The sequence below is a fragment of the Pseudomonas sp. BP6 genome (genome assembly GCF_017875935.1).
Taxonomy (GTDB): Bacteria; Pseudomonadota; Gammaproteobacteria; order Pseudomonadales; family Pseudomonadaceae; genus Aquipseudomonas; species Aquipseudomonas putida_Y.
In genome coordinates, this window is the sequence record NZ_JAGINI010000001.1 from 2,507,267 (window position 1) to 2,531,963 (window position 24,697).

The 24,697-nt window shown below is 63.5% G+C and carries 21 protein-coding genes; 5 read left to right on the forward strand and 16 right to left on the reverse strand.

Annotated elements, in window-relative coordinates; all coding sequences use genetic code 11:
* Positions 1-2 precede the first annotated feature (2 nt).
* Together J3A98_RS11445 and galE are read left to right on the forward strand one after the other, a co-directional pair.
* On the forward strand, positions 3-2,603 hold the full coding sequence (locus J3A98_RS11445) for a cellulase family glycosylhydrolase (protein WP_209966224.1): 2,601 nt from the start codon (positions 3-5) through the stop codon (positions 2,601-2,603).
* Between the two features lie 105 nt (positions 2,604-2,708).
* Positions 2,709-3,674, forward strand: a complete 966-nt coding sequence (gene galE, locus J3A98_RS11450; RefSeq protein ID WP_176684298.1) for a UDP-glucose 4-epimerase GalE — start codon at positions 2,709-2,711, stop codon at positions 3,672-3,674.
* A gap of 61 nt (positions 3,675-3,735) precedes the next feature.
* On the opposite strand, the gene J3A98_RS11455 is transcribed toward galE, so the two are convergent.
* The 8 genes from J3A98_RS11455 to J3A98_RS11490 form a co-directional block, all read right to left on the reverse strand.
* Positions 3,736-4,542: a CpsD/CapB family tyrosine-protein kinase gene (locus J3A98_RS11455; protein WP_176684299.1), complete on the reverse strand. Its 807-nt coding sequence runs from the start codon at positions 4,540-4,542 to the stop codon at positions 3,736-3,738.
* Positions 4,543-4,553: 11 nt separating this feature from the next.
* Positions 4,554-6,116, reverse strand: coding sequence for a Wzz/FepE/Etk N-terminal domain-containing protein (locus J3A98_RS11460; RefSeq protein WP_209966226.1), 1,563 nt, complete (start codon positions 6,114-6,116; stop codon positions 4,554-4,556).
* 19 nt (positions 6,117-6,135) lie between these two features.
* The gene (locus J3A98_RS11465; protein WP_176684301.1) at positions 6,136-7,251 is read right to left on the reverse strand and encodes a hypothetical protein; all 1,116 of its coding nucleotides are present in this window, start codon (positions 7,249-7,251) and stop codon (positions 6,136-6,138) included.
* 24 nt (positions 7,252-7,275) lie between these two features.
* On the reverse strand, positions 7,276-7,833 hold the full coding sequence (locus tag J3A98_RS11470) for a polysaccharide biosynthesis/export family protein (protein ID WP_176684302.1): 558 nt from the start codon (positions 7,831-7,833) through the stop codon (positions 7,276-7,278).
* A 264-nt stretch (positions 7,834-8,097) separates the two neighbouring features.
* Positions 8,098-8,274 carry a hypothetical protein gene (locus tag J3A98_RS11475; protein ID WP_004374238.1) on the reverse strand — a complete coding sequence of 59 codons (177 nt, stop codon included), beginning with the start codon at positions 8,272-8,274 and terminating at the stop codon, positions 8,098-8,100.
* Positions 8,275-8,520: 246 nt separating this feature from the next.
* A complete protein-coding gene (locus J3A98_RS11480; protein WP_176684303.1) occupies positions 8,521-9,063 on the reverse strand; it encodes an XRE family transcriptional regulator in 543 nt (180 codons plus the stop codon).
* Between the two features lie 197 nt (positions 9,064-9,260).
* Complete coding sequence (locus J3A98_RS11485; protein ID WP_004576290.1) at positions 9,261-9,917, reverse strand: CoA transferase subunit B; 657 nt, start codon at positions 9,915-9,917, stop codon at positions 9,261-9,263.
* Between the two features lie 35 nt (positions 9,918-9,952).
* Positions 9,953-10,651: a CoA transferase subunit A gene (locus J3A98_RS11490; RefSeq protein ID WP_020192902.1), complete on the reverse strand. Its 699-nt coding sequence runs from the start codon at positions 10,649-10,651 to the stop codon at positions 9,953-9,955.
* A 140-nt stretch (positions 10,652-10,791) separates the two neighbouring features.
* Between J3A98_RS11490 and J3A98_RS11495 the strand changes: the two genes are divergently transcribed.
* Together J3A98_RS11495 and J3A98_RS11500 are read left to right on the forward strand one after the other, a co-directional pair.
* Positions 10,792-11,697 carry a LysR family transcriptional regulator gene (locus J3A98_RS11495; RefSeq protein ID WP_021785058.1) on the forward strand — a complete coding sequence of 302 codons (906 nt, stop codon included), beginning with the start codon at positions 10,792-10,794 and terminating at the stop codon, positions 11,695-11,697.
* Positions 11,685-12,506 (forward strand): aldo/keto reductase, encoded by an 822-nt coding sequence (locus tag J3A98_RS11500; protein WP_209966228.1) that lies wholly within the window; start codon positions 11,685-11,687, stop codon positions 12,504-12,506. Before J3A98_RS11495 ends, J3A98_RS11500 begins: the two co-directional genes overlap by 13 nt.
* A 510-nt stretch (positions 12,507-13,016) precedes the next feature.
* Here the strand turns inward: J3A98_RS11500 and J3A98_RS11505 are convergent.
* Genes J3A98_RS11505 through lexA form a run of 4 tightly spaced genes read right to left on the reverse strand, consistent with a single transcriptional unit; the run spans position 13,017 to position 18,756 of the window.
* Complete coding sequence (locus tag J3A98_RS11505) at positions 13,017-16,097, reverse strand: error-prone DNA polymerase (RefSeq protein WP_209966230.1); 3,081 nt, start codon at positions 16,095-16,097, stop codon at positions 13,017-13,019.
* Complete coding sequence (locus J3A98_RS11510; RefSeq protein ID WP_209966233.1) at positions 16,094-17,512, reverse strand: DNA polymerase Y family protein; 1,419 nt, start codon at positions 17,510-17,512, stop codon at positions 16,094-16,096. The genes J3A98_RS11505 and J3A98_RS11510 overlap by 4 nt, the downstream gene beginning before the upstream one ends.
* A 6-nt stretch (positions 17,513-17,518) precedes the next feature.
* On the reverse strand, positions 17,519-18,139 hold the full coding sequence (gene imuA / locus J3A98_RS11515) for a translesion DNA synthesis-associated protein ImuA (protein ID WP_209966234.1): 621 nt from the start codon (positions 18,137-18,139) through the stop codon (positions 17,519-17,521).
* The gene (lexA, locus tag J3A98_RS11520) at positions 18,139-18,756 is read right to left on the reverse strand and encodes a transcriptional repressor LexA (protein ID WP_209966236.1); all 618 of its coding nucleotides are present in this window, start codon (positions 18,754-18,756) and stop codon (positions 18,139-18,141) included. The genes imuA and lexA overlap by 1 nt, the downstream gene beginning before the upstream one ends.
* 91 nt (positions 18,757-18,847) lie before the next feature.
* Between lexA and J3A98_RS11525 the strand changes: the two genes are divergently transcribed.
* On the forward strand, positions 18,848-19,504 hold the full coding sequence (locus J3A98_RS11525; RefSeq protein ID WP_209966238.1) for an HAD family phosphatase: 657 nt from the start codon (positions 18,848-18,850) through the stop codon (positions 19,502-19,504).
* Positions 19,505-19,658: 154 nt separating this feature from the next.
* Here J3A98_RS11525 and J3A98_RS11530 read toward each other — a convergent pair whose 3' ends face one another.
* The 4 genes from J3A98_RS11530 to J3A98_RS11545 all read right to left on the reverse strand — a co-directional run bounded on the left by J3A98_RS11530 (position 19,659) and on the right by J3A98_RS11545 (position 24,520).
* The gene (locus J3A98_RS11530; protein ID WP_209966241.1) at positions 19,659-20,432 is read right to left on the reverse strand and encodes a helix-turn-helix domain-containing protein; all 774 of its coding nucleotides are present in this window, start codon (positions 20,430-20,432) and stop codon (positions 19,659-19,661) included.
* 64 nt (positions 20,433-20,496) lie between these two features.
* Positions 20,497-21,954 carry an amidase gene (locus J3A98_RS11535; RefSeq protein WP_209966243.1) on the reverse strand — a complete coding sequence of 486 codons (1,458 nt, stop codon included), beginning with the start codon at positions 21,952-21,954 and terminating at the stop codon, positions 20,497-20,499.
* Positions 21,951-23,261 carry a citrate-proton symporter gene (locus J3A98_RS11540; protein ID WP_209966245.1) on the reverse strand — a complete coding sequence of 437 codons (1,311 nt, stop codon included), beginning with the start codon at positions 23,259-23,261 and terminating at the stop codon, positions 21,951-21,953. The genes J3A98_RS11535 and J3A98_RS11540 overlap by 4 nt, the downstream gene beginning before the upstream one ends.
* A gap of 83 nt (positions 23,262-23,344) precedes the next feature.
* Positions 23,345-24,520: a M20 aminoacylase family protein gene (locus J3A98_RS11545; protein WP_209966246.1), complete on the reverse strand. Its 1,176-nt coding sequence runs from the start codon at positions 24,518-24,520 to the stop codon at positions 23,345-23,347.
* Between the last annotated feature and the right edge of the window lie 177 nt (positions 24,521-24,697).

Sequence of the window (24,697 nt, forward strand, 5' to 3'; positions counted from 1 at the left end):
GCATGAACAGGCTGTCCCTGCGTCATTATGTGCGCCTTTCGGCCATTGCCGGCCTGGCCCTGCTGCCGCTGGCCAGCTGGGCTTCAGACTGGCAGGTCAGTGTCGATGAGCAAAATGGCTTGCCTATCGTGACACACGGCGGTGGCCCGGTCATGAAGGCCAAATTCGATTTCTGGGCTGCCAACTGGAGCTGGACCGGTTTCCATACCGACTTCAAGGTCAATGGCCCTTACCACTACACGCTGCAGGGCAAGAACAAGGAACTGGACTTCGACCTGCAGGCTGACATCCGTAAGGAACAAGCGCAAACCCTGAGCTGGGCCTTCGACCTCGACGCCCACAGCCGCCAGAGCGGTGTCATGGGAGGCGGCATGGTGTTCCAGTTCGACCCGGCGCAAATCGCCGGCGACATGGGAGCCCCGCAGTTGCTGCCCGACAACCGCGGCTGGACGTGGGGCAAGGCCGACCAGGGGCGACGCATCGAAATGCGTTTCGACCCACCACTGGCCAAAGTCTATTTCGAGCGCGGCAACCCGTCCGAGCTGCGCGCATTCCTCTACAAGGACCCGATCAGCGCCGGCCGCCAACAGCTCAAGGCCGTGCTCAACGTGACTGGCGACATCGAACTCGGCCCTACCCCCAGCGAGCGCTTCGGCCTGGCAGACCCTGCCAACTGGCCTGATGACCAGCTGGACTGGCGCACCTCGCCGGTGGACCTGTCGTTCCTCAACGCAGCAGAAAAACCCGCCGGCAAGCGTGGCTTCGTCAAGGCGGTTGGCGACCAGTTGATGTTCGCCGACAACACCCCGGTACGCTTCTGGGGCACCAACCTGTCGGCCTACTCGCTGTTCAAAAGCCCCGACGACGAAATACGTCAACAGGCCAAGCGCCTTTCGGCACTGGGCTTCAACCTGGTGCGTCTGCATCACCACGACTCGCCCTGGGTCAGCCCCAACGTATTTGGCGACGGCACCTTGGTGCGCGATACCCAGCAGCTCAGCGCCGAATCGCTGCGCAAGCTCGACCTGTGGATCAAGTCACTCAAGGACGAAGGCATCTACATCTGGCTGGACATGCATGTGCAGCGTGGGTTTACCGCCAACGACAATATTGAAGACATCAGGGAGCTGCCTGAAAAGGACGGCCGCGTCGACCTGAAGGGTTACGCCTACGTGAACGACAGCATGCGGCAAGCGATGAAACGCTTCGCCGAGCAGTACCTGACCCATGTGAACGAATACACGGGCCTGGCCTACAAGGACGACCCGGCCATCGCCGCCGTGCTGATCACCAACGAGAATGACCTGACCCAGCATTACGGCAACGCCCTGATGCCGAACAAGGATGTACCGCGCCACAGCGCGCGCTACATGACGGCGGCCAAGGCCTTTGCCAAACAGTTTGACCTGCCCGCCGACCTGACCTGGCGGGCCTGGGAGCATGGGCCGTCGAAGCTGTTGCTCAACGAACTGGAACAACGCTTCAATGCCGACATGATCGCCCACTTGCGCAGCGTGGGCGTGAAAGTCCCCATTGCTACCACCAGCACCTGGGGCGGCAATGGCCTTAGCGCACTGCCGGCACTGAGCGTTGGCGATGTCATCGACGCCCACAGCTACGGCGACACAGGCCAACTGGAGAAGAACCCACTGACCAGCGACGGCATGATCGACTGGATTGCTGCCGCCCAGGTCGTCGGCAAACCGCTGACCGTCACCGAGTGGAACGCCGAGCCCTTCCCACTGCCTGACCGCCATTCGCTGCCGATTTACATCGCCGGCACCGCCAGCCACCAAGGCTGGGACGCCATGCTGCAATACGCCTACAGCCAACAGGCGTTCAACCCAGGCTGGCGCACGGCGGACAACTGGCACGCGTACAACGACCCAGCGATGATCGCCACCCTGCCCGCCGCTGCCCTGCTCTATCGCCGTGCGGACGTAAAACCAGCCACCACTCGCTACGTGTTCGCACCGACACCTGCCACCCTGTACAACCAGGAGATCACCCCGCGTAACTCACCGCTGCTGCGCACGGCCATGGAAAAGGGCCAGTTGCAGATCGCCCTGCCACACACGCCGGAATTGCCTTGGCTGAAACCCGCACCCATCCCGGCAGACGCGCAGGTGCTGCACGACCCGGGGCAAGCGCTGCTGGCCGCCGATGCCACCGAGTCGGTGACCGACACTGGCGAACTCAGGCGCAACTGGCAACAAGGCATCTACACCATCGACACGCCATTGACCCAGGCCGCCAGCGGCTGGCTGGGCGGCCACCCGATCAACCTGGGTGCCATTCAGATACATACGAAAACGCCTTACGCCAGCGTGGTGGTCCAGAGCCTGGACGGCAAGCCACTGGGTCAGTCGCGCGAGCTTCTGCTGTCTCTGGGCACCCGTGCGATGCCCAAGGCCGATGACAAGACGCCGTTCAATGTGGAGCCCCTTGAAGGCAGCCTGAACATCAAGGCACCCGCCGGCCTGAAACTGTTCGCCCGCGATGCACAGGTGCAGTTGAAACCGCTGCCGGTGGCCTACAAGGAGGGGCAATACACCATTACCTTCGACGGCACCTACATGTCCAACTGGCTATTCTTGAAATAGAGCATAGGGCCATCTACGCTCAGGTCACCTGTAGATGATCATCCCACCTGCACGTGTCAGGGAGTGTTCACTGCGTCTGTAAACAGCAGATTCCAGGAGGTGGGGATGAAATATCTGGTTGTGGGTGGTGCGGGCTACATTGGTTCGCACATGGTCAAGCACCTGCTCGCCGCCGGCCATGAAGTGCTGGTCGCGGACCTGGTCTCACCTGGCCCCGGTATCCAGTGGGCCAGGCTCGACATCGCCGACGAAGCCGCACTGGACGTGCTGTTTGGCGTGTGCCGCTTCGATGCTGTGTTTCACTTCGCCTCGTTCATTCAAGTGGGCGAGTCGGTCAGCGCGCCCGGCAAGTACTACCAGAACAACGTCGCAGCCACCCTTGCCCTGCTGCAGGCCATGGTCAATGCCGGCATCAGGCACCTGGTGTTTTCTTCGAGCGCCGCCGTTTACGGCAACCCGCAGTACGTGCCGATCGATGAAGCGCACACCAAGGTACCGATCAACCCGTACGGATTGAGCAAATGGATGGTCGAGCAGATTCTTGAGGACTTCGACCGGGCCTATGGTTTGAAGTCGGTATGCCTACGCTATTTCAATGCAGCGGGCGCTGACCCGGAAGGTCAGCTCGGGGAACGTCACGACCCGGAAACCCATCTGATCCCCTTGATCCTGCAGGCTGCATCTGGCCGGCGCGAGGCGGTGACAGTGTTCGGTCGTGACTACGACACACCGGATGGCACCTGCATTCGCGACTACGTGCATGTTGCAGACCTGGCGGCGGCCCATGCACTGGCGGTGGATTATTTACGGGCCGGTGGCGAGCGTGCCGCGTTCAACCTGGGCAATGGCCTGGGCTTTTCGGTGCAGGAGGTGATCGATACGGCCCGGGCAGTGACCGGGCGGCAGATCAATGCCCTTGACGCACCGCGCCGCGCCGGCGACCCGCCACGGCTGGTGGCGGATGCGAGCAAAGCCATGCACGTGCTGGGCTGGCGCCCGGCGTTCGCTTCGCTGGAGGAGATTGTGCGGCATGCGTGGCAGTGGGAGTTGCAGTATCCCTGGGAGCGCTGAGTGGGCTCGTTCCCTGTAGGCGCAGCACAAGGCCGCACCTACAGGCGGACGGCCAGAAGGCTCAGTAATAGGTACGCGGCTGTTCGTCAGCCTTGTTCAACACAGTCCCGATCAGGTTCACCGTGGCCAGGTGATGCAGGCAATCCTCGATTTCCTTCTTGTTGTTCATCCCGTTGGCCACCACCAGCAATACACAATCAAACTTGGGCATCACGGTGATTGCATCGTCCGAGCTGAGCAGCGGTGGCAAATCGAAAATGCAGATGCGCGACTCGTAGCGGTTGCGCAACTCGCCAATCAGGTTGTTTACCTTGGGCGAGGACAGCATCTCGGTCGACAGGGGTACGGGTACCCGCGTCGGCAGCACCACAAAGCGCGGCAAGGTGGGGTTGACCAGGCAGTCCTGCAGCTCGGCCTTGTCCGCCAGAAGCTCGTTCAGTGCCTGCTCCATGGGCAGGCCCAGGTAGCTGCCGACCTTGGGCCGGCGCAGGTCGAAGTCCACCAGTAACGCAGTCTTGGTGGTGTGGTGGGCAATGCTCATGGCCAGATTGATCGCCAACATTGTCTTGCCCGCTTCCGGCGTTGGCGAGGTGATGGCCAAGGTACGCCAGCCGTTCTCGTCCATGGCCCTGAGCACCTGCGTACGCAACAGGTCGATCGGCCCGTTCATGTTGGAGTTCTTGTTGTACGCGACGATGCGGTTACGCTCCAGGTGGTCTGGACGCAGTGGTACCACTTTGGTGTTCACGTAATCGAACTGCCCCGGCACTTCTGCCAGCGCCGTACCGGGGGCGGGAGACAGTGCCTGGGGGGTACCCGGGGTAACCTGATGAATATTGTTGCCAACAGCCGGCTTGATCCTGTCCATCACTGCTTTCCCTATACAAACCGAGACATGACTTTGTACAACAGCACATCCAGTGGCATGTAGAACACGTGCACCAGCCCTATCATGATAGCTGCCAGCGCCAGTGCCGCCAGGATCAGGCGATTGCGCCAGCGCCTGCGTCGGGCCACGTCGGCCCGGGTATCGATATAGGGCAGTGCCATCAGCACCCGCTTGCCCAGCAGGCTTTCCAGGGCACCAACGCCGCGCACGCGCTGATTGAGCATCTCCAGCAGCATCACCAGCGCACCGCCACCGGCCGGTGCCAACACCAGGCCCAGCGCAGCGATCTTCTTGCGGTTAGGCTTGATCGGCTTCTCAGGCAACAGGGGGGGCTCGAGCAGTACGAAGCGTTCAGCCTTGTTTTCCTGCTCGAGGCTTTCGGTAATCTTTGCGCCCATTTCCTTGGCACGAATCTCTTCGTATTTCTTGCGTGCGTTGTCGTGGTCACGCATCAAAGTCACCAGGCCGCGCTCGACCTGCGGTGCCTCGAGGATCTCCGCTTCGTAGCCTTCCATTTTCCGGGTCAGCTCGCGCTTTTGCTCTGCCAGCGAGGCAATACGTACCTGGGCGGCGCTCATTTTGGCGCGGACACGGGCCACGTCGAGGCTGACCGTAGAAGCTGCAGCAGTGCGGCCACCGCTGGCTTCGAGCGCCTGGATCTTGCGTTTGACCGCCACCACATCCGGGTGGGCGTCCTTGTAGCGGGTCATCAGCCGCGCGTATTCGGCTTTCAGGCTTGGCAGGTCCTCGGGCGGGTCAGCACGGGTTGACCGGGTGCCTTCGGCAACCTTGGTGGCAAGGCCGGCATTGGCCGCAGACAGCTCCAGTTCCAGGTAGCGCAGCTCTTCCTGGGCAGCCTTGTAGTCACGGTCGACCTCACGGAACTCCAGCTCCGCACGCGACAACATGTTCATGCGCAGGGTCTGGTGCTCGGGCAAGGCATTGGCGTGGGCCTGCTTGAAATCGGCCAGCTGGTTCTCCAGGCTGGCCAGCTCGGCGCCCAGCTTGTTGGCTTCCTGGGTGAGGAACTCGGTGGTTTCATTGGCCCGCTCGGTGCGCTGCTTGAGGTTTTCGTTGAGGAACAGCGTCACCAGTTCGTCGGCGACTTCCTTGGCCACTTGTGCCTGCTTGTGCTCGAACGACACATTGAACGCCACGGTCGCTTCACCACGACCGCGCACGTAGGTGGTAAGGGTTTCGACCACGATCGCGTTGCGCATCTGGTCGATCTTGTCGCTTTCGCTGAAGCGCTTGTCGGCGAACAGGTCGTACTTGCCAATGATGCGCAACAGGTTTTCGCGGGTCATCACCCGTTGACGGATCACCTCGATGCGCTCATCGGCAAAACTGGTGTTGTTGGTCGACACCAGCTCGGGCGAAATCTGCTGTGACTCAACCAGAATGGTGCCGGTCGACTGGTAGATCGGCGGCACCATCAACGCGACGGCCACGGTCGCGGCGAGAATGACTGCGGCACTCACCCCTAACACCAGGGCTCTGTCCTTGATAATGGCGATGTAATCTCTGAGGGAGAGCTCGTAGTCAGACTTCATAGGGCCACCTGCCTGAAGTTCAGATGTCGGGGTACCTGTACGTCAACGTCAAACCAACGATCGTAGCGGTTGCATCCGGTACATGGTCCTGCTGCCGCTCCTTGTACATCAGCGACAGGCGCAGGTCCCAGTAAGGCGAAAACTGGCGGCTGGCCCATACGCTGTAAGTCTGCAGCGTGTTGGGCGACTGCCCCTTGCTGTCTTGCCACGCGGCGTCCGCGCCCACCCGGGACAACTCGGTCAGCGCATAGCTCCACACACCACGCACCTGGTCCAGCTCAGCGAAACCGCCTTCGGCGCTTGCCACCGTGCTGCGCTCGGCGCTGAGGCTGGCAACGGCACGCGGGCCGGTGTACAGCAACGCAACCCCACCCTCCCCGCGTCGGCCGCCATCGTCACCTGACACTTGGTTGACGCCAACATGGGCGTCGGCGCTAAAGCCCTCGGCAAGCTGGTATTTGATGCCGACTGCCGGGGTGTAGCTGTTGGAAGCGGTCGCGGTAAGGTCCTCTTCGGGCTCATAGCGCCGGGCACCAAAACGGCTATACAGATCAGCCCGCTCGCTCCAGGCGTAAGTCCAGGTAAAGACGTTCGCCAGTTCGTCGTAGCCCGTCAGCGTACTGATGTCGTAACGGGCACGGTTGTAGGTGGTTTCGTTGCTCAAGGTACTGCGCTCGGTCACCGCCTGGCTCCAGTTGCCAGTCAAGGTGTAAAGCTTTTGTGTACCGTCGGTGGTAATCACCCCGGTATCCAGTACTGTCCCCGACAACGTCGAGCTTTCGTTGTAGCGCGCCACCAGGCCGAAACGCCCCCGCTCGGTAGTGCGCTGCCAGCCCAGGCTTATATCAGGGTCTTCACGGTCATCGACGATATCCGTATCGGACGAGCGCAGCACATGCATGCCAAGCCCCAACCTCAATTCGTCACGGTCAAAAGTGCCGATCAGGGTGTAATCCGGCGCGATGATCGTGCGCGTTACGCCCTTTTCCCCCGAGGTCAGCAGCAATGGGTTGCTGTCGTATTCGACGGATGTCGGTACCACCACCGTAGACTGCCAATTTGCCGCCAGTACCGCGTCCGTAAACGGCAAGACCAAGATTGCCGTTGCAATGCGAGTTGTTCTAAGAAGAGGCATTAAATGTTCTTATTAAAGGCAAGATCAAGGGACGACCAGCGTATCGCCAGCCTGAAGTTGGATGTTGGTGGACATGTCCCGCCCAGACACCAGGTCCTTATATCGCACGGGCAGGATTTTTTGGGAAGCACCCGTGCCGCGGACCACCTTGATTTCGCTTTCATCCGCAAACTTGTCCAGACCACCCGACATGCTCAACGCCTGCAATACCGCAGTGGGGCCTGCCATTTGCACCGGCCCGGGCTTGATCACTTTGCCTTGCACATAGACCATGTTGCCGGCAATGCTTTTGACGACAACGCTGACGTTAGGGTCGGGGAGGTATTTTTCGAGTTTGGCAGCGACCTGCTTTTCGACCGCTGTCACGTCCAGCCCGGCCACATTGATGCGCCCGGCCAGGGGGAAGGTGATACTGCCATCGGGAAGTACGGTGGCTTCTTGACGCAGGCTGTCTTCCTGCCACACCGAAACCATCACCACATCGCCGGGGCTGAGCAGGTAGGGAGCACTGCTCTGGTCGGCGTTAGCGGCGCCGGACCACACCGTCAGCATGCACAAAGCGGCAAACATTGAACGCACCATGAGGGTCCCTCCGGCCAAATGGCCCGACAAAGAGCACTGAATGAGAACAACACACCAACTCTCGCTCCGCTTCACGGCACACAGCTGCCGCGATGGCCTCGACCTTCCTGGAGGCCCTTGCCTTGACGCTGCAAGCGCGGCTGCAACGCCCTGTAAACATTGGCCCTACGGGCTACTGGGAATATAGCAACGGTTGGAGAATTCACAAGCCATGCCAGTGGACTCGCGACAATGGGCAGTCACTTCAGGTACAAGGTATCCGGTTCAGATCTTTCTGCGGTTGGCAACAGCAACAAAACCGACGACAGCAAAGGCAAAGAACCAGCCTGCAGTTGAAACAGGAATGATACTGTTTTGATTTATATACGAATCTGCCGCGCGGGCAGCACCACTTAGCATCACCAGCAAGAACATGGATTTGATTATCAGAGTCGTGCGCATACTCCCCTCCTAAAAACAGGAAAATCAATTAGTTATTGGCGCGGTGTTGCGGGAGTTGTTTCGTTGTTGATTTGAGCTTATGGGCACAATGACACTACGTCAATGATCCGACACCATAATAAAATTCAATGGGCGATGGGTGCATTCGTCAAAAAAACGACATGCAGATTATGCAAGGGAGGGCTGGTGCGATGGATCTGGCGTTTCACAGCTGAGAACAAGGGGCATACCTGCCCCCCTGATGTTTCACTCGTCTGCGTGGTGAACCACGACCAGTAATTGCGCCGGTGAGACACCTACCGAGCGCAGCCGGTGCGGCGTCTGGGCGTTGAAATGAAGGGCGTCGCCCTGCTCCAGCAGCACCCGCTCACTCATGAAGTCCACTTCCACCTGGCCTGCGTGAACAAACAGGAACTCTTCGCCCTGGTGTTCCTTGAACGTGGGGTCGCTGAACTCGGACGGCGGCTGAATCAGAAACGGCAGCAGGCTGCGCTGACCAACCTGACTGGTGAGGGCCGCGTACCCCGGCCCTTGCCCATCGCCAACCAGGGCCTGGCGCTCGGTATGGCGCACCAGGCTGTAGCGGCTCTGCCCAACCTGTTCTTCGGCGAACAGCTCTTCGACGTTGACGTTCAGCGCTCTCGCCAGTTTCAGCGCCGCGGCGATCGAGGGCGTGTTGAGGCCGCGCTCGACCTTGGACAGGTAGCTTTTGGTCATGCCAGTCTTTTCGGCCAGCATTTCCAGGGTCATCCCCAGTTTCTTACGCAGCAGTTTCAATCGGATAGACATGTGACGCGGGTTTCCCAGGCTGAGGCAGCCATGATACGCGTCTGAAAGCTGACGCCAAGCCTGCAGAGGCCTTGAATCAAGGCATCACTGGCGGTAAGGCAAAGCTTCGCGCTATAGGGGTGGCGAGTTGGCCACCCCATAACAGGCCCCTTCGCAGCACAAAGCTGTGCCTACAAGGGGCAGTCTGTAGCGGGCAATCAGAATGTCATTTCCTTCACATCATCCGGCACGATCAGCTTGCCGGCGGTTTTCTCGATGATTTCCTCGACGCTGACCCCGGGTGCGGTCTCGCGCAGGATGAAGGCGCCGTCTTCGATTTCCAGGTAGGCCAGGTCGGTCAGCACCTTGCGGATGCAGCCCGCACCGGTCAGCGGCAGGCTGCACTGCGGCAGCAACTTGGACTCGCCGTCCTTGGAGGCGTGGGTCATGGTGACGATGATGTTGTCGGCGCCGGCCACCAGGTCCATGGCCCCACCCATGCCCTTGACCAACTTGCCAGGAATCATCCACGAGGCGATGTTGCCCTGCACGTCCACCTCGAAAGCACCCAGTACGGTCAGGTCGACGTGGCCGCCACGGATCATGGCGAACGATTGTGCCGAATCGAAGATCGAGGCGCCGCGGCGGGCGGTGACAGTTTGCTTGCCGGCGTTGATCATGTCGGCATCGAGGGTGCTTTCGGTGGGGAATTCGCCCATGCCGAGCAGGCCGTTTTCCGATTGCAGCATCACATCCATGTCGGCGGGTACATAGTTGGCCACCAAGGTGGGGATGCCGATGCCCAGATTGACGTAGTAACCGTCCTTCAGTTCACGGGCAACGCGTTGCGCCATCTGTTCGCGGGTCAGTGCCATGGTCAGGATCTCTTTATTGTTCGGGTGGATGGCGCTCAGGCCTTGACGGTGCGCTTTTCGATACGCTTTTCGAAGGTGCCGACGATGACACGGTCCACGTAGATGCCCGGGGTGTGGATTTCGCTTGGCAGCAGCACGCCGGGCTCGACGATCTCTTCCACTTCGACCACGGTGATCTTGCCGGCGGTGGCCGCCAGCGGGTTGAAGTTTTGCGCAGTGTTGCGGTACACCACATTGCCGTAGTGGTCGGCCTTCCAGCCCTTGACGATGGCGAAGTCACCGGTGATGGATTCCTCCAGGATGTACTTGCGGCCCTTGAACTCGCGAACTTCCTTGCCGTCGGCAACCGGGGTGCCATAGCCGGTAGCGGTGTAGAACGCCGGGATACCGGCACCACCTGCGCGCATTTTCTCGGCGAGGGTGCCCTGTGGGGTCAGTTCCACTTCCAGCTCGCCACTGAGCAACTGGCGTTCGAACTCGGCGTTTTCGCCCACGTAGGAGGCGATCATCTTGCGAATTTGCCGGTCTTCCAGCAGCACGCCCAGACCAAAACCGTCCACACCGCAGTTGTTGGAGACCACGGTCAGGCCCTTGACGCCACGCCGCTTGATTTCGCTGATAAGGTTTTCCGGGATGCCGCACAGGCCGAAACCACCGGCCAGTACCGTCATGTTGTCGCTCAGGCCTTCGAGGGCCTGTTCATAGGTTGCAACGCGCTTGTCCAGTCCGGCCATGCTGATCCGCCTTTTGTAGTTGTTTAACCGACGAGGCTGTCGGTGAGCGTGTGCAGACATCTTCACCGCAAGCGACTGATTTGTTAATTTTGTTTTCGTCATCGATTGATAATTTTTACAAAACAAACGATAGGCCCGACATGAACGTCAAACAATTGCGCGCCTTTGTCGCCGTGGCCAAGTACCAGAGCTTCGCCCAGGCCGGTGAACACCTGCACGTTTCGCAGCCGGCACTGAGCCTGACCATCAAGGCGCTGGAAGAAAACCTCGGCGGCGCCCTGCTCAGCCGCACCACGCGCAGCGTCAGCCTGACTGCCGAAGGCGAAGTCCTGTTGCCACTGGCACGCCGCCTGCTGGCCGACTGGGACGACACCGAAGAGATGCTGCGCCAGCGCTTCACCCTGCAATTGGGCCGTGTGTCGGTGGCGGCCATGCCGGCTTTTGCCGGCAACCTGTTGCCCCACTCGCTCAAGGTGTTTCGCCAGCGCTACCCCAAGGTCAACGTCACCGTGCACGACGTAATCAACGAACAGGTACAGGAACTGGTACGCCATCGCCGCGTCGAACTGGGCATCGGCTTCGAGCCGGATAACATCGATGGGCTGGACTTCCATCCGTTGTACATGGACCGCTTCGTTGCGGTAGTGGCCGCCGACTCACCCTTGGCACTGCTGCCCCAGGTCAGCTGGGCACAGCTGATGGCCGAAGATTTCGTGGCCCTGCAGCGCCCTTCGGCAGTGCGCCTGCTGATGGAGCAGAATGTGGCGGCCCGCCACGGCAAGCTGGCAGTAGCGTTCGAAAGCCACCAGCTGACGACCATCGGCCGCATGGTTGCCAGCGGCCTGGGGGTCAGTGCCGTGCCGGCGCTGTGCATCAACCAGATGCAGGAACTGGGTGCCCGCTGCGTCACCTTGGTCGAGCCCACTGTCGAGCGGCGCATCGGCGTGATTGCCCTCAGCGAGCACAAGCTTTCCACTGCAGCGCAAGCACTGCTTGAGGTGCTTCTTTCCAATACCCGGATCCCGGAGGTGACATGCGATACGTAAATCTGGCAGGCACGAGTGTTCCAGCCATCGGCCAAGGCACTTGGTACATGGGCGAAGACCCAGGTCGCAAGGCTGCCGAAGTCGCGGCGCTACAACAGGGCATCGAGCTGGGCCTGAACCTGATCGACACCGCCGAGATGTATGCCGAAGGGGGGGCAGAAGAGGTCGTAGGTCAAGCCATTGCCGGGCGCCGCGACCAGGTATTTCTGGTCAGCAAGGTCTACCCGCACAATGCCAGCCTGCGCGGCATGGCGGCTGCCTGCGAACGCAGCCTCACCCGGCTGGACACCGACTGCATCGACTTGTACCTGCTGCACTGGCGTGGCCAGCACCCGCTGGAGGAAACCGTCGAAGGCTTCGAGCGTTTGCGCGAGCAAGGCAAGATCAAGCGCTGGGGCGTGTCCAACTTCGACGTCGACGACCTGCGCGAACTGCACAACCCTGATTGTGCCACCAACCAGGTGTTGTACAACCCGGCCCAACGTGGCATCGAATTCGACTTGCTACCGTGGTGCGAAAAACGTGGCTTGCCGACCATGGCCTACTGCCCGCTGGCTCAGGCCGGGCGCTTGTTGCAGCACCCGGTACTGGCGGAAATCGCCGAGCGCCATGGCGCCACACCGGCCCAGGTCAGCCTGGCCTGGGTGACCCGCGATGACGGCGTGATCGCCATCCCCAAGGCGGTGGCGCCCGAGCACGTGCAGCTCAATGCAGCAGCGGGAGCGCTGACCTTGACCAGCGAAGACCTGGGGGCGATCGACCGGGCGTTCCCTGCGCCGACGCACAAGCAACGGTTGGCGATGGTGTAACCGCCGAGCACAAGCTGGACCAGTAGATGGCCTCTGTGGGCGCGGGCATGCCCGCGAACACCGGCAATGCCGGTGCCCTGCAACGCGGTGGCTGCTGCGCGGGCTCGCCCGCTCCCACAGGTAGCCGTGCAAGTACCGAGCGTTGAGCAAGCCTTGAGCAACTGCGCCACCCGCCGCTGCCGTTCGCCAAGCGCAATCTGGCCCAGGACGCGACCTTTGTGGGAGCGGGCATGCCCGCGAACACCGGCAAGGCCGGTGCCATGCAACGCGGTGGCTGCTTCGCGGGCTCGCCCGCTCCCACAGGAGACCGCGCAAGTACCGAGCGTTGAGCAAGCCTTGACCACCGCCCGCCGCTGCCGTTCGCCAAGCGCAATCTGGCCCAAGACGCGACCTTTGTGGGAGCGGGCATGCCCGCGAACACCGGCAAGGCCGGTGCCATGCAACGCGGTGCCTGCTTCGCGGGCTCGCCCGCTCCCACAAGGAACCGCGCAAGTACCGAGCGTTGGGGTTTCAATGGAAATCCCGACTGCGCACATCCAGCCCTTGCAACAGCGGACTCACATCCTCCAACCGCCGCGCAATCAGGTGCCGCACCCCATTCTCCTGCTCCAGCCGCCCACTGACCTTGAGCAACTGCGAACCCACCAGCGCCCGCCGCTGCCGTTCGGCCAGCGCACGCCACACCACCACGTTGACCATGCCATGTTCGTCCTCCAGGGTAACGAAGGTCACACCGCTGGCGGTTTGAGGCCGTTGCCGGCCCACCACCAGCCCGGCCACAGCAATGTTGTCGCCATGCTCCACACCCTGTAATTCACTGGAGCTGCGACACCCCAGTGCCCTCAGACGAGCGCGCAACAGGGCCAGTGGATGTGGGCCAAGCGTAGTGCCGAGGGTTTGATAATCGGCCATCAGGTCCTCGCCCACGGTTGGCACGGGCAATTGCACCGTTTCTTCAGGCAAGGCCTGCACATCAGCGAACAACGGCAGCTGCGGCTGCACCGCAGCCACCTGCCAGCGCGCCTGATGCCGATCGCTGGCCAAGGCGCGCAGCGCCCCGCCATCAGCCAGGCGGGCACGGGCCCGAGCGTCCAGGCCGGCGCGCAGGCACAGGTCTTCGACGTTGCGCCACGGCCGCTGCGCCCTCGCCTGCTGCACGCGCCTGGCATCGGCTTCGGCCAGGCCACGCACCAGCCGCAGGCCCATGCGAATGGCCAGGGTGCCTTCAGCATCAGGCTCCAGGGTGCAGTCCCAGTCGCTGTGGCAGACATCAACCGGCCGTACCTCGATACCTTGGCGGCGAGCCTCTTGCAGCAGCTGATCAGGGCTGTAGAAGCCCATCGGCCAACTGTTGACCAACGCACAGGTGAAAATCGCCGGCTCATGGCACTTCAGCCAACTGCTGGCATAGCACAGCAAGGCAAAGCTGGCCGCATGGGACTCAGGGAACCCATAACTGCCAAACCCCTTGATCTGCTCGAAGATGCGTTCGGCAAACGCCAGCGTGTAACCATTGCGCAACATGCCCTGCACCAGCCGTTCGCGATGCGGCTCCAGGCCGCCGTGGCGCTTCCAGGCGGCCATGCTGCGACGCAACTGGTCGGCCTCGCCCGGGGTATAGTCGGCCGCGACCATCGCCAGTTCCATCACCTGCTCCTGGAACAGCGGCACGCCCAAGGTACGTTCGAACACTTCCTTCAGTTGCGGCGACGGATACGTCACCGGTTCCTGCTTCAGGCGCCGGCGCAGGTACGGGTGCACCATGTCACCCTGGATCGGCCCGGGGCGGACGATGGCGACCTCGATGACCAGGTCGTAGAACTTTTGGGGCCGCAGCCGCGGCAACATGGCCATTTGCGCGCGCGACTCGATCTGGAACACACCCATGGTCTCGGCGCGGTTGATCATGGCGTAGGTGGCCGGGTCTTCGCTGGGGATGGTCGCCAGGGTCAGGTGCCGGCCACGGTGGTGTTGCAGCAGGTCGAAGCAGCGGCGCAAGGCGCTGAGCATGCCCAACGCCAGTACGTCGACCTTGAGCAGGCCGACCATGTCCAGGTCATCCTTGTCCCACTGGATCACCGTGCGCTCCGGCATCGCGGCATTCTCCACCGGCACCAGCTGGTCGAGCGGTTGCTGGGAGATGACAAAACCGCCCGGGTGCTGTGACAGGTGCCGAGGGAAGCCGATCAGTTCGCCGGCCAGCACCAGCACCCGCCGTAGCGAAGGGCTGCCCGCTTCGAAACCGGCTTCGGCCAGGCGCTGGTCATCGGGTATGCGATCGCTCCAGCGGCCACAACATTTGGCCAGGGCATCCACCTGGTCGGCGGGTAGCCCCAGCACCCGCGCCACATCCCGCACCGCACCGGCGGCATGGTAGGTGTTGACTACCGCAGTGAGCGCCGCCCGGTGCCGGCCATAGCGACGGAACACATACTGGATCACCTCCTCGCGCCGGTCGTGTTCGAAGTCCACGTCGATGTCCGGCGGCTCGTTGCGCTCGCGCGACAGGAAGCGCTCGAACAGCAGGTGGTGTTTCATGGGGTCAAGCTCGGTGATGCCCAGCACGAAGCACACCACCGAGTTGGCTGCCGACCCCCGGCCCTGGCATAGAATGCGCTGGCTGCGGGCGAAGGCGACAATGTCGTGCACCGTCAGGAAGTAGCTTTCGTAGCCCAGCTCTTCGATCAGCCCCAGTTCCTTGGCAAGCACATCCCGCACCTTGCCACTGGGCCCGTCTGGCCAGCGCAGCGGCATGCCTTGCTCGCATAATTCGCGCAGCCAGCTTGCCGGGGTATGCCCCTCGGGCACCAGTTCGCGTGGGTACTGGTAGCTCAGTTCGCTCAGGTCAAACTGGCAGCGCCGGGCAATGACCAGGGTCTCGGCCAGCAGGTGGAGCGGATACAGCTCGGCCAGTTGCGCCTGGCTGCGCAGGTGCCGTTCGCCATTGGCAAACAGAAAGCGCCCGGCCTCGCTCACCTGGCAATGCTGGCGGATGGCAGTCATGCAGTCCTGCAAGGCACGGCGACCACGCACGTGCATGTGCACGTCGCCACAGGCCACGGTGCGAATGCCTACATCAGCCGCCAGTACCCGCAGCCGTTGCAGGCGCGCGGCATCGTCACTGCCCCGATGCAGGTGCACGGCCAGCCACAGGCGCTCAGCGAACACACTGCGCAGCCACGCGCCGGTAGCGGTATCGCCACTGTCAGCGGCCACCCACAAGGCCAGCAGGCCTTGATGGTGCAGCAGCAAGTCATCACGAAACAGCTGGTACGCACCCTTCTCTGCCCGCCGCCGGGCACGGGTGATCAGGGCGCACAGGTTCTGGTAGCCGGTCAGGTTCTCGACCAGCAGCACCAGCTTGGGCCCGTCGCACAATTGCACCTCGCTGCCAACGATCAGCCGCAACTGGTGCACCTTGGCTGCCTGCCAGGCGCGCACGATACCGGCCAGCGTGCATTCGTCAGTGATCGCCAAAGCCTGGTAGCCCTGCTCGCGCGCACGCCGGAACAGCTCGTCGGCGCTCGATGCACCGCGCTGGAAGCTGAAGTTGGAAAGGCAATGCAGCTCGGCATAACCCGGGGTGTTCATGCGAACCAACCCTGCAGCCAAAGCGGGCCGGCCTGGCTCAGGTCGCGGTAGGCCCAGCCGCGCAGGCCGTCACGGGTTTCGATGCGGTAGTAGTCGCGACGCACATCGCCGCCATCCCACCAACCTGATTCGATGCGCTCGGCGTAGCCCTGCACCTGGTAGGCGGCGTCATCCAGCGCGATCGGTGCCGACAACAGCCACCCCGGGCGGCTGCCCGGTGCAACGGGCATGTTGCCTTGGGCCCCCTGCTCCGCCAACTGCCAGGCGCATTCGGGGCGGTGATCGGCGGCTGCACCAAGCCCCTTGACGGCCTCATCCCCCAGCCGGGCGCGCAGCCGCTCGCGCAATTGCGCCCAGGGTTGCGCCTGTTGCGCCCGCGGGTCGAACAACGCCTGATGCTGTGGCACGAAGGGTGGCAAGTCTTCGGCAACCAGCCGCAGGTTGCGCACCGGTGCGGGTATGCGCAGCGGCTCAAGGCGCCCACGGGCCAGCTCGAACAGCATCGCAGCATCGCGTTCGGCCGCCAGCAGGCCCACCTTGAGCAGGGTATCCGGCCCCTCGGCGTGCTCCAGATGCAGACAGAAGCGCTGCACGCCACAGTCTCGCCCGGCGAGAAATGCAGCAAGGTCGTTGAGCATGCGCCGCAGCGGGAACAACAGCGCCTGGTGCGACTCGACGTCGAAATTGAGTTCCAGCCGGGTTTCGAAACGGTCCGGTGGCTGGTAGAAGTCCAGCCCCAGGTTGCGCAGGCCGAGCAACTGGTCGAGGTGCAGCTGCACCTGGGCCGCAAAGCGCCTGGCCAAGGTATCGCGCGGCAAGGCCAATACCTGGCCCAGCTGGTGCAAGCCCATGCGGGCAAACGCTTCGGCCGCCTCTGCCGGCAGGCCGACGCGCGTGATGGGCATGCCAAGCAGCGCCGCTCGGGTGGCGTCGACATCGCCCACGGCCAGGCCATCGTGGCCATTGGCGAGCATGCGAGCAGCCACCGGGTTGCTGGCCAGGACAATGCGTTGGCGCAGGCCGAGTTCTGCCAATTCCTGACGCAGACGCGCCTCGAACAAAGGCCAGGGCCCGAACAGTTGCAGGCTGGAGCCCACTTCCAGCAGCAGCGCCCGTGGGTAATGCAGGCTGACCTGGGCACTGAAGCGGTAGGCCCAGGCCGCCAGCAGCTGTTGCACCTGATCGATGCGTTTGGGGTCGGCTTCGACACAGGTGAAGCCATCGGCCAGGGCACGCGCTGCGGTCAGGGTTTGCCCGGCCCGCAGGCCAAGTGCAGCGGCCGCCGGGTTGACTGCCTGCAACAGGCGACGCTGGGTCGGCCCGCCAATCAGCACCAAAGGCGTGTCAGGGTCGTCACGCTCACGCAGGACGGTGTCCAGCGCAAGCTGCGGGAGCAGGATGCAGGCCCAGAGCATGGTGCATCAGCCCCGCCCCGGGCAGGGAATAGGCAACGCTGGAGGCATGCCACCCCGGCTTTTCAGCACGCGCCATTGCGCCGGGCATGTGTCGACTGCAATGCGCAGCGCTGCGGGTGAAGGGTTGTGCGACGCCTGCTGCGGCCTGCAGGCGAACGCCAGTGCCTGCCCGGTTTCGGCCGCTACCTGCAAGCGCCGCAGGGCGCGGTCATCGGCACGTTCCGGCCAGCACAGCACCGCCGCGCAACTGCCCGAGCGCAGGCACTGTTCGGCAGCCCACAGGGCATCGGCAGGCTCGGCATCCACCTGTACCAGCCAGCGCAGGTCCACCCCCGCTGCCTGCCAGGCCGGTGCAAAAGGGATGAAGGGTGGAGCCACCAGCACCACTCTGCTGGCTTCTGCACTCAGCCGGGCCAGGGTTGGCCACAGCAATTGCAATTCGCCACAGCCGGGGTTGGCCAGCAACAGCTCGCTCAGTGCTGCCGCCGGCCAGCCACCTTCCGGCAAACGTTCGTCGAGGGCCGCATGGCCGGTGGGCTGCAGCCCGAGCGGTCGCGCCTGGGCCTGCCGGCCGCGCCATACCCGGCGCTGTTCCAGCAGCCTGTCGAGGTCGACCACGGCACCCATCAGTCACGCCTCAGCAAGCCGCAGAACACGCCTTCGATGAAAAAGTCCTGTTCGGGCCGCACATCGATCGGCGCATAGGCCGGGTTGCGTGGCAACAGCCGGTAAGTGCCGCCTTGGCGCTGCAGGCGCTTGATGGTCACTTCGCCGTCCAGGCGCGCAACCACGATTTGCCCGTCGCGGGCGTCGGCCTGTTGCAGGATGCCGACCAGGTCACCGTCAAAGATGCCGTCGCCGATCATCGAGTCGCCCCGCACCTTCAGCAGGTAGTCGGGGGTACGGCGGAACAGGCTGGGGTCGAGCAGCAACTGCTCGTGGATGTCCAGGTCCGGGCCGATGGGGGCACCTGCCGCCACCTGGCCCAGCACGGGTACTTCGAGGATTTCTGGCCGGCGCAGCGGTTCGGCCAGGCGTATGCCCCGGGCCTGGTTTGGCGTGACATCGATGTAACCGGCCTGGCACAGGGCGGTGATGTGCTTGCGCGCAACGCTGCGCGAGGCAAAACCGAAGCGCGTGGCGATATCGGCCAGGCTCGGCGGCTGACCATGCTCGGCAATACGCTCACGGATGAATTCGAAAATGGCGCGGCGTTTGGGGGTAAGAGTGTCCATGGAGCACATTTGTACTCTTTTCGGAGCGCGCTGAACAGCCCCCTTCGTCGTCAGCTTTGGTTATGATCCCTTGGCTTGTGTTTTTTCATCTGGATATCCCATGCTGACCGCCCTGCTGTTCGACCTTGACGGTACCCTCACCGACACTGACACCCTGCACCTGCAGGCCTTTCGCCAACTGCTGCGTGAACACGATGGCCGCGAGCTGAGCCAGGCGCAGTTCGATGCCCAGGTCAGCGGCCGCGCCAACGGCGAGCTGTTCGCCGAGCTTTTCAGCGGCGCCAGTGTCGAACAGTGCCAGGCGTTGGCCGACCGCAAGGAAGCGCTGTTCCGCGCAATGTCGCCGTCGCTTGAACCGATGCCGGGCCTGTTGCGCCTGCTGGAGCATGCCCAGGCCCATGACATCGGCATGTGTGTGGTGACCAACGCACCGCGGCTGAACGCCGAGCACATGCTGAACGCCATGGGCCTGGGCCAGCACTTTGAACATGTGCTGGTGGCCGAAGAACTGGCACGGCCCAAACCGGACCCGCTGCCCTACCTCACAGGCCTGCGGCGGCTGGGTGCCGAGGCCGGGCAAGCGCTGGCCTTCGAGGACTCATTGCCGGGGACGGCCGCGGCCAGTGGCGCGGGGATCTTTACCGTGGGCGTGGCCACGACGCAGACCCCGGAGCGGTTGCTGGCGGCGGGCGCCAGGCTGGTTGTCGACGATTTCAATGATGCGGCGTTGTGGGCGTTGATCGAGCGTATGGCTTGAGATGTGGGATGTGTTTGAGACCGAGTGCCGCACGGGTGGTGCGCGCTCTCGACACAAACACGAACTTCTGGCCGTAACTCCCGCCCCCCTGCCGAGCGCCAAGGGTAGCCATGCCTGGAGCAGCCTGCTGCGAAAAAGGCCGGTGCAGGAGCACTCAGGGTGCCAAGGCCCGCTGCACTTCCCCCACAGTGGTCGCCAAACTGCTCAGGTGCAGGCTCGACACCCGCTCCACCGGCGCCTGATCCAGCGGCCATTGCAAGGCAATGCTGCCGGCCAGGCGCCCTTCGGCATGTACCGGCAAGGCAATGGCGCGGATCAGGAACGGCAGGCGCACCGGGTATTCCCAGTAGCCTTCGGTGCGCTGACCAAAGCCCTTGTGCGCTTGTTCTTCGATATCGCGTAACAACCCGTCGTCACCCAGCCGCTCATGGGCCGCCAGGCGCTGCACTTCGTCCACCGCCAGCTCCCCCAGGCACGCCCGCCCCATCGCCGAATGAAACAGGCTGGCATGCTGCCCGACGATCTGACAGGTGTGCGGGTAGCGCTTGCGCAGCACCTGGGGAATGGCGCTTTCCATCACCTCCAGCCGCTGGCCGTCGAAACACGACAGGTCAGCGACCAGCCCGGTGCGCTCACTCAGCTCCAGCAGCATGGGCGCTGCGCTTTCCACCAGGCGCCGCTTGAAACGCAACTGGCGGTCACCGAACAGGCGTCGCGCGCACAGCCGGTAGCGCCGGTCGGCAAGGCCGCGGTACACCCAGCCTTGCGCCTGCAAGGTGGCGATCATGCGCGACACCGTGGCCTTGGGCAGCGCCGTCAGGTAGTGCAGTTCTTCCAGGCCCAACGCCTCGTGCTCGCCCAGCAGGTCGACGATAGCCAGCGCCCGCTCCACTGAACGCACGCCGCCGCTGTCTGCCGTGATGCCCATGGGTATGACCTCCTTGTAGCGGGATGGTCAGGATAGCCAGCAAGATCCGCGCCTGCCCATGCTTTCATGGCGCAAGCAGGCGTTGTGGCGGGCAGCGCACCACCCAGCGGGTGAGCTGTTCATGGGCATACGCCAGCTGCAGCACGGCATGGTCGGCCTGCGCCGGCCCTATGATTTGCAGGCCCATGGGCAACCCGGCGGCATTGAACCCCACCGGCACGCTGATGCTCGGCAAACCGGCCAGGGTCGGCCCGATCACCACTTCCATCCAGCGGTGGTAGGTGTCCATTGCCCGCCCCCCGACCACCGTTGGCCATGGCTGGCGTGCATCGAAAGGGAACACCTGGGCCGAGGGCAACAGCAGGAAGTCGTAACGCTCGAACAGCTTGCCCATGGCGCGGTACCAGTCACTGCGGTCCAACGAAGCCTGGTACAGCGCCGCCGCACTCAGCTGCAAGCCACCTTCCACCTCCCACCGTGCTTCGGGCTTGAGCAATGCGCGCTTGCCGGGGTCGGCATAGGCTGCGCCGAGGTTGCCATGCACCAGGAAGTGGCGGTGGGTCAGCCAGCATTGCCACAAGCGCGCCAGGTCGAATGCCGGCTGGCAGGCCTCGACCCGGCAGCCCAGCTCGGCAAAGTCGGCCAGCGCCGACTCGCACAGGCTCATTACCCCGTCATCCATCGGCAGATAGCCGTTGTAGTCGCCCAGCCAGCCCACCCGTACACCGCGAAAATCGCGCGGCAAGCCAACGGTAAAATCGCGCCGGCCTTCGCTTAGCGACAGCGGCGCCCGGGCATCAACACCCGCCTGTATCGACAGCAGCCGCGCCACGTCGACCACACTGCGGCCCATCGGCCCTTCTGTGGCCAGCTGCTGCACGAACAGCTCGGGTGCCGGCCCATGCGGCACGCGGCCCTGCGATGGGCGCAGGCCGAACAGGTTATTGAACGCCGCCGGGTTGCGCAGCGAGCCCATCATGTCGCTGCCGTCGGCCACCGGCAGCAAGTGCATGGCCAGCGCCGCTGCAGCCCCACCGCTGCTGCCACCCGCCACCCGCGACGGGTCGTAGGCGTTGGTGGTGGTGCCAAACAAGGGGTTGTAGCTTTGCGAGCCCAGGCCAAACTCGGGCACATTGCTCTTGCCCATGATCAATGCCCCGCTCGCCCGCACCCGCGCCACGCTGATCGCATCCTGCTCGGGTACCTGCTCGGCAAACAGCGGCGAGCCGAGCGTGGTACGCAGCCCGGCCGTGGCGGCGAGGTCCTTGATTGCCTGCGGCATGCCATGCATCCAGCCGCGCGAGTGGCCACGGGCCAGTTCGCGGTCACGCGTCTCGGCCTCGGCCAGCAGCACTTCGGCCGGGCGCAGCGAGACCAGTGCATTGACCTGCCGATTGAAGCGCTCGACATGCCCCAGGTAGGCCTGCATCACCTCCCGGCATGACAACTGGCGGGCATGGATGGCCTGGGACAGTGCCTCGGCATCAAGGGCAACAATGGGGTCGATGGCTAGCGGCTTCACGGTTTTACTCCAAGGTTGAAGGCGGCAGGCTTGACTGCCTGCGGTGCTTCTTTCAGGCAATAGGTGCCCAGCAATGTCAGCAGGCAGGCAAACAGCACGTAGAACGCTGGCGCAACCGGGGTGCCGAGCACCTGGGTGAGCCAGGTCACGATCAACGGGGCAAAGCCACCGAACACCATCACCGCCACGTTGTAGGCCACCGACACGCCGGTGGAACGCACCTGGACCGGGAACTGCTCAGCCAGGGCAGTAGGTGCCGGGCCGAAGAAACCACCGATGGCCGTGCACAACAGCAGTTGCATGACCAACAGGCGCTCCAGGGAAGGCGCAGCGGCCACCCACACATACAGTGGGTAGACCATCACGAAGAACGCCAGGGTGAAGGCCATCAGCACCGGGCGCCGCCCCAGCCGGTCAGACAGCGCCCCGGACAACGGAATCACGAGGGTCATCAGCCCCACGGCGAGCATCTGCACCAGCAGCACCTGGTCCAGCGGCAGGCCTAGGCTTTTGTGGGCGAAAGTCGGCATGTTCACCAGCACCACGTAGAACGATACCGTCGCGCCGCAGGCCAACCCCATCGACACCAGCAGGCTGCGCCGGTGTTCACGCAGCACCTGCCACAGGCTGGGCGACTGGCCCTTGGCATGGCGACGCGCCTCGACAAACGCCTCAGGCTCCTCCATATGCTTGCGAATCCACAGCCCGACCGGCCCGATCAGCAGGCCCAGCACGAACGGGATGCGCCAGCCCCAGCTGTCCAGCGCCTCAGGCGAGCACAGGTGGGTAACCAACGCCACCATTGCCGCCCCGGAAAACACCGCCAGGCACTGCCCTACCAATTGCCACGAACCATACAGGCCCTTGCGGTGGGCAGGCGCGCTTTCCACCAGAAACGCCGTGGCGCTGGCGTATTCTCCACCGGTGGCAAAGCCCTGCAGCATGCGCGCCACCACGATCAGCAGCGGCGCAGCCATGCCGATGGCCAGGTAGTCGGGCGCGAAGGCGATCATGGCGATGGACACGGTCATCAGGCGGATGATCATCTGCATGGCCGCCTTGCGGCCCTTGCGGTCGGAATACATGCCCAGCAGCACGCCGCCCACCGGGCGCATGAAAAACCCGACGCCGAAGGTGGCAAGGGCCATCAGCAGCGAGGCGTACGCGTCGTCGGACGGGAAGAACTGCCGGGCGATGATGCTGGCCAGAAAGCCATACACGATAAAGTCATACCATTCCAGGGCGTTGCCGATAACGGCGGCCACCACTTGCCGGGTACGCGACACGCCGGTGCTCGAAGTCTGCATAGGGAACACTCCACACAAGGATTGGGTGATCGCCCAGGCGCAGTCGCGCCCGGGTTCCAGCGGCAGTGGTCAAAAAGGGACAATCAGGCAGGTGCCAGCCAGCGCTCTGCCAGCGCGCCCCAGTAGGCGGCGCCGGTCAGCAGGATGTCGTCGTTGAAGTCGTAGGCCGGGTTGTGCACCATCGGCCGCGATACACCATTGCCGATGAACAGGTAGGCCCCCGGGCAGCGCTGCAGCATCCAGGCGAAGTCTTCGCTGCCCATCAGCTTGCGGGTGTTGCCATCCACTGCCTGGGCGCCCAGCAACTCGACCCCTACCTGGGTGGCAAAGGCGTTTTCAGCGGCATGGTTGACCAGCACCGGGTAGGCCGGGCGGTGCTCGATGCTGGCGCGGCAGCCAAAGCTCTCGGCCTGACTGACGATGATTGCCCGCACCCGCTCAAGGGCCTGCGCCCGCACCTCGGCGTTCAGCGCGCGCAGGCTAAGGCGCAACAGCGCCTGTTGCGGGATCACGTTGGCCGCTTCGCCGGCCTGCAACGCGCCGACGGTGACCACTGCCGCTTCCTGCGCATCGATATTGCGCGCCACCACGGTTTGCAGCGCCATCACCACACTGGCGGCCGCCACTAGCGGGTCGACGGCCAGGTGCGGCATCGAGCCATGGCCACCCACCCCGTCCAGGGTCACCGTCAGCAGGTCTTGTGAAGCCATCATCGGCCCTTCACGAAACCCCAGGTGCCCGGCCGGCAGCCCTGGCATGTTGTGCATGCCGAATAGCGCATCACATGGAAAGCGCTCCAACAGGCCGTCAGCCAGCATCGCCTCAGCACCGCCCTGGCCCTCCTCGGCCGGCTGGAAGATCAGTGTCAGCGTGCCGTCGAACTGCCGGGTTGCCGCCAGGTAGCGCGCGGCGCCAAGCAGCATGGTGGTGTGCCCGTCATGACCACAGGCGTGCATGCAGCCTGGGTGCTGGCTGCTGTATGCCGCGCCCGATGCTTCGTGGATGGGCAGCGCGTCCATGTCGGCGCGCAGGCCCAGCCGGCGGGGGCTACTGCCATTGCGCAGCACGCCGACCACGCCGGTCTTGCCGATTCCGGTGTGCACTTCATAGCCCCATTCCTCCAGCAGTCGGGCGACCAATGCCGAGGTGCGGCTTTCTTCAAAGCCCAGTTCCGGGTGAGCGTGGATATCGTGACGGATCGCGTGCAGGTCGCTGGCCACGTCGGCGAGCCAAGCCTGGATATGCTGATGTCGGGACATGTGGAGTCTCCTCGCGCGGGTGGTTTCCCGTTCTTGTTGTTCGCCTTCAGATCACGACAGGTGAGGCAGGTCGTGCTTGGCTCACAGATAAGCGCGAGTGACGCGGGATCACAAACGAATGTGGTTCCGCCCAGCGGAACCAGTCGTGGAGAGGGAAAGCAGTGTTGGCAACAGAGT